This window comes from Aquiflexum sp. (genome assembly GCF_041749095.1).
Classification (GTDB): Bacteria; Bacteroidota; Bacteroidia; order Cytophagales; family Cyclobacteriaceae; genus Aquiflexum.
Genome location: NZ_JBGTCA010000364.1, coordinates 1 through 5,009, shown reverse-complemented (window position 1 = coordinate 5,009; position 5,009 = coordinate 1). Strand labels below are relative to the sequence as shown.

At 39.9% G+C, this 5,009-nt stretch carries 5 protein-coding genes and 1 riboswitch; all 5 genes read left to right on the top strand.

Annotated elements, in window-relative coordinates:
- On the top strand, positions 1-685 hold a 685-nt coding region (locus tag ACEW8O_RS16625; RefSeq protein ID WP_373495749.1), incomplete at its 5' end, for a M16 family metallopeptidase.
- 2 nt (positions 686-687) lie between these two features.
- Complete coding sequence (pnuC, locus tag ACEW8O_RS16620; protein ID WP_373495748.1) at positions 688-1,314, top strand: nicotinamide riboside transporter PnuC; 627 nt, start codon at positions 688-690, stop codon at positions 1,312-1,314.
- Positions 1,304-1,831, top strand: coding sequence for an AAA family ATPase (locus tag ACEW8O_RS16615; RefSeq protein WP_373495747.1), 528 nt, complete (start codon positions 1,304-1,306; stop codon positions 1,829-1,831). Before pnuC ends, ACEW8O_RS16615 begins: the two co-directional genes overlap by 11 nt.
- Positions 1,832-1,970: 139 nt before the next feature.
- A complete protein-coding gene (locus ACEW8O_RS16610; protein ID WP_373495746.1) occupies positions 1,971-3,035 on the top strand; it encodes a fatty acid desaturase in 1,065 nt (354 codons plus the stop codon).
- Positions 3,036-3,123: 88 nt separating this feature from the next.
- Positions 3,124-3,220, top strand: a riboswitch (TPP riboswitch).
- A gap of 167 nt (positions 3,221-3,387) precedes the next feature.
- Positions 3,388-5,009 (top strand): TonB-dependent receptor (locus tag ACEW8O_RS16605; protein WP_373495745.1); only part of this gene is annotated, 1,622 nt, incomplete at its 3' end.

The window sequence follows — 5,009 nt, the reverse complement described above, 5'->3', positions numbered from 1 at the left end:
CTTTTTTACCGGAAACATTGATCTCGAAACATTCAAACCACTCTTGGAGCAATATATAGGAAGCCTGCCTTCGGATAAATCAAATACTGATCAATTTGTGGATTTGGGAATCAGGGCACCAAGAGGTAAAACAGAAACCATTGAAGTGGGCACTGACGAAAAAAGTCAGGTGATCCTGTATTTTTCCGGGGAGACGGAATACGATAGAAAAAAAGCCGCCGATATCTCATATTTGGGAGAAATATTGACCATCAAGCTGATTGAGACACTAATGGAAGAAATTGGGGGTGTATATGGCGTCGGCGCAAATGGAAGCATGGGAATACAGCCTGTAGGTAATTTTTCATTTTCCATCGGTTTCCCCTGCAGCCCTGAAATGGTGGATAAATTGATAGACGCTGCTTGGGCTGAAGTGAGAAAAATACAGGAAAACGGACCTACTGAAAAAGACCTCAATAAGGTAAAGGAAACAAGAAGGATTGCTTTGGCCGAAAATCTAAAAAGAAACCAATATTGGAACGGGCAGCTTTCGGCAGTCCGGACTTATGGATTTGATTGGGAAGTCATTTTGGAGGCAACTGAAAATATTGAAGCCGTAAATCAGAAAAGAATACAAGAAGCAGCAAAGCAATTTCTTACAGAAAAAAATCTTTTGGAGATTAGAAAATATCCGAAGAAATTTTAATGATGAACTTACATTGGATTTGGGAAGGAATCAAGAATGGGGTAGCGGAGATGACCTGGCTAGAGGCTGTGGCTGTTTTTTTTGGCATAGCTAGCGTGTTTTATTCTATCAAGAAAAACATCCTGGTTTTCCCTACCGGAATGATCAGCACCATCATTTATGTGTATATCTGCCTGAAATACAAGCTCTATGCTGACATGGGCATCAATGCGTATTACTTTGCCATGTCCATTTATGGCTGGTATCTTTGGAGCCGCCCAAGCAATGGGAATCCTGAACTGCCCGTCACCTGGTTGAGCAATAAAGGAATCCTAAAAGCAGTTATTCTTTTTTTGGCTTCATATGCTACCCTCTACTTTGTTTTGGCAAATTTCACGGACAGCGACGTTCCCTATTGGGATTCTTTTACAACAGCTTCGGCTTTTGTGGGAATGTGGCTGATGGCCAAAAAGAAAGTGGAAAACTGGATAGCATGGATCATCACTGACGTGGTTTCTGTGCCACTGTATTTTTACAAAGGTTTGATGCTTACCTCATTCCAATTTTTGTTTTTTACAGTATTGGCCACCATTGGATTGATAGAATGGATAAAAGCCGCAAAAATTAAAGAGGAGCAATATGCCTCATAAAATCGTAGTCATAGGCCCTGAATCAACAGGAAAAAGCACTTTATCAAAAAGCCTTGCGGACTATTTAAAATGTCCATGGGTTCCTGAATATGCCAGAGAATATATTGAAAGATTGGACAGACCTTATGTATATGAGGATTTGGTTGAAATTGCCAAAGGTCAGATCAGAGAAGAAGAAAAGGGAATTTTGGGCGCAGAAAACATCCTTATCTGTGATACAGACCTAAATGTCATTAAAGTATGGAGTCAGCACAAATTTGGAAAAGTAAATCCTTGGATAGAACGCCAAATATCCGAAAGAAAATATGATCTGTATTTATTGACTGACATTGATATTCCCTGGGAAAATGACCCCCAAAGAGAACATCCGGAACCGGAGAAAAGAGAGTACTTTTTTAAGATTTATAAACAAATAGTAATAAAATCCGGTTTCCCCTATAAAATTATTTCAGGTTCAATTGAGGAAAGATTAATCGAATCTGTTGAATTTATAGAGGAATCTTTTAAAAAATGTTAAATCTTTTTATAATTATACCATACTTCACATATTAGAGTTAAAGACGTTTATTTAAAGCTACCTTTGTGAATAGACTGTATGTTAACCACCCGACTTGCCATGCAATCTTAATAAATATAATAATTACAATACCAAAATGATGCGTGCCCCAAGATTTAATAATGCCACTTCCTTCCACTCAGAATTAAAGGAAAGAATCAAAAATTATTTTACTGAAAAAAATGTAAAGCAAACAGGAAATTCTTCTCTGTATTTCAAAGCCATCCTTTTTGTGATTGCTTTTATTGCGGTATATATCCACTTGGTTTTCTTTACTCCATTTTGGGCCATTGGAGTTCTGGAGGCAATCCTTCTCGGTGGGTTGGCCTCAGCGATTGGATTCAATGTGATGCATGATGGTGCACATGGGAGTTTTAGTAGGAAAAGCTGGGTAAATGATCTTGCAGGTTCTTCTATCAATTTTCTTGGAGCTAATGTATTTATGTGGAAAACCAAGCATAATGTTGCCCATCATTCTTTCACCAATGTGGCTGAGCATGATGATGATATGAATGCAAGGCCATTGTTAAGGTTAAACCATTCACAGAAAAGGTATCTCATTCACAGATATCAACATCATTATTTTTTATTGGTCTATTCCATATTATACCTGTATTGGGTATTTGTCACAGATTATAAGAAATATATTACCAAAAAAGTGGGTTCAGTGCCAATTCAAAAAATGGGATGGAAAGACCATACTTCTTTTTGGATGTTTAAATTAGTTCATTTGATACTCTTCGTGGCTTTGCCAATTTATATGGTTGGTTTTATGCCATGGTTGGTAGGCTTCTTGGTTTTTGGAGTTTCAACAGGAATTTTCTTAAGTGTAGTATTCCAACTTGCCCATTCCCTGGAGGAAACTGCCTTTCCTTTGCCGGATGAAAAAAATAAATTGGAAAATGACTGGGCAATACATCAATTAAAAACAACTGCAAATTTTGCTACAGACAATAAAGTACTTTCTTGGCTTGTAGGAGGTTTGAATTTTCAGGTAGAACATCACCTTTTTCCAAACATCTCCCATGTTCATTACCCTGAGATCAGTAAAATCATCAAGGAAACATGTAGGGAGTATGGAGTTCCCTATTTGGAACATTCAAAGATGAGACTGGCTTTTGCTTCCCATGTCAACCACTTGAGAGAACTGGGGAATAGCTATTAATTTATTGAAAAGATTGATTTAGATATAGCCAAAGAATTATTCTTTGGCTATTTTTTTGCATCAAAGTCTTTTCCATCTACATTTGCGTCAAGATCATTAGGGGTGCCTTAAAACAACGGGCTGAGATCATACCCACAATACCTGATCCGGGTAGTGCCGGCGAAGGGAAATGAGTAACCAATAAAAATAAATACCATGGGGACTTAAAGTCCACCGGGATTCATTCCCGGTCAATGCATGCAACCATCATTGTTTTTATATTTATCGGTAAAGGGTAAACTTCAAACAGAAAATCTCCCCTGATTTTCTGATGTTTAACCAAATGCCATCAAATGGCAATTTTACAATCAAAATGAAAAAATCAATTTTACTAATCTCCTTTTGGCTGGTTGGAGTGATGGCCTATGGCCAAAACAGTGTTCGCGGAAATATCAAAAATGAAAATTCCGGTGAGGAATTGACCGGTGCCAATATAGTCCTGGTCGGTACAGGTCGTGGAGCAACAGCAGATTTAAACGGCAATTTCGAAATCAGGAATGTTCCTTCCGGATCTTACACACTTAGAGCTACTTACCTGGGATTTGAAAGTTTTGTTACCGAAATTAATGTTCCTACTTCTGATGCCATTCAGATCAACCTAAACCCAAGCAGTCTATTGACCGAGGAGTTTATCGTCTATGCTACGAGGGCAACGGACAGGACCCCGACCACATTCAAGATGATCGACAAGTCCGATATTGCAAAGCTCAACTTGGGACAGGATATTCCTGTGCTGCTAAATTTCACTCCGTCCGTGGTCAGTTTCTCTGATGCAGGAGCCGGGGTGGGTTATACCGGCATCAGAATCCGCGGATCTGATCAGTCCCGTATCAATGTCACCGTAAATGGGATACCCCTAAATGATGCAGAATCCCATGGAGTATTTTGGGTCAACAAACCTGATTTTGCCTCCTCGGTAGACAACATCCAAATCCAGCGTGGTGTAGGTACCTCCACCAACGGTGCAGCTACCTTTGGGGCAAGCTTGAATATCCAAACGGATACCCACCAAGAAGAAGCCTTTGCCGAGGTGGACAATTCTTTTGGATCGTTCAATACCCAAAGGAACATGGTCAAAGTAGGTACAGGATTGATCAACAACAGGTGGTCGGTAGATGCGAGATTATCGCAGATCACTTCGGATGGATATATTGACAGGGCTTCATCGGACATGAGGTCTTATTTCTTGTCCGGTGGATATTTTGGAGAAAACCATGTGTTCAAGCTCAATATCTTTTCTGGAAGTCAACAGACCTATCAGGCCTGGGAGGGAGTTCCCGAAGCATTGCTTGAAACCAACAGGACTTTCAATCCCTATACCTATGATAATCAGGTTGACAACTACACTCAAGACCATTATCAGTTTATTTATACAGGAAACATCAATTCCAACTGGAAAGCAAATGGTGCGTTGCATTATACTTATGGAAGGGGCTATTTTGAGCAGTTCAGAGAAAATGACCGCCTTTCCAGATATGGGCTGGCTCCGATTCAAATCGGTGGGGAAACCATCGCAAGAACAGATATCATCAGAAGAAGATGGCTGGACAATGACTTTTATGGTGCTGTGTTTTCATTGAATTACCTTTCTGATGATGGAAGATGGGATGCTGTTTTTGGCGGTGGTGTCAACAGGTATGATGGTGATCATTTCGGGGAAATTATCTGGATGGGCACTAGTGGTGGCACCCAAATCAGGGACCGTTATTACGACAACAATGCCGTCAAGGATGATTTAAACCTCTACGCCAAAGGAACCTTTGAAGCGACAAGAGGACTCTTCCTTTTTGCAGACATGCAGTACAGGGGGATAGATTATTCCATTTCCGGGATCAACAATGACCTCAGGATTGTTAGTGGCGAGCATCAATACAGGTTCTTCAATCCCAAGCTTGGTTTTTCTTATGAAACAGAAAAAGGAAAAACCTGGTATGC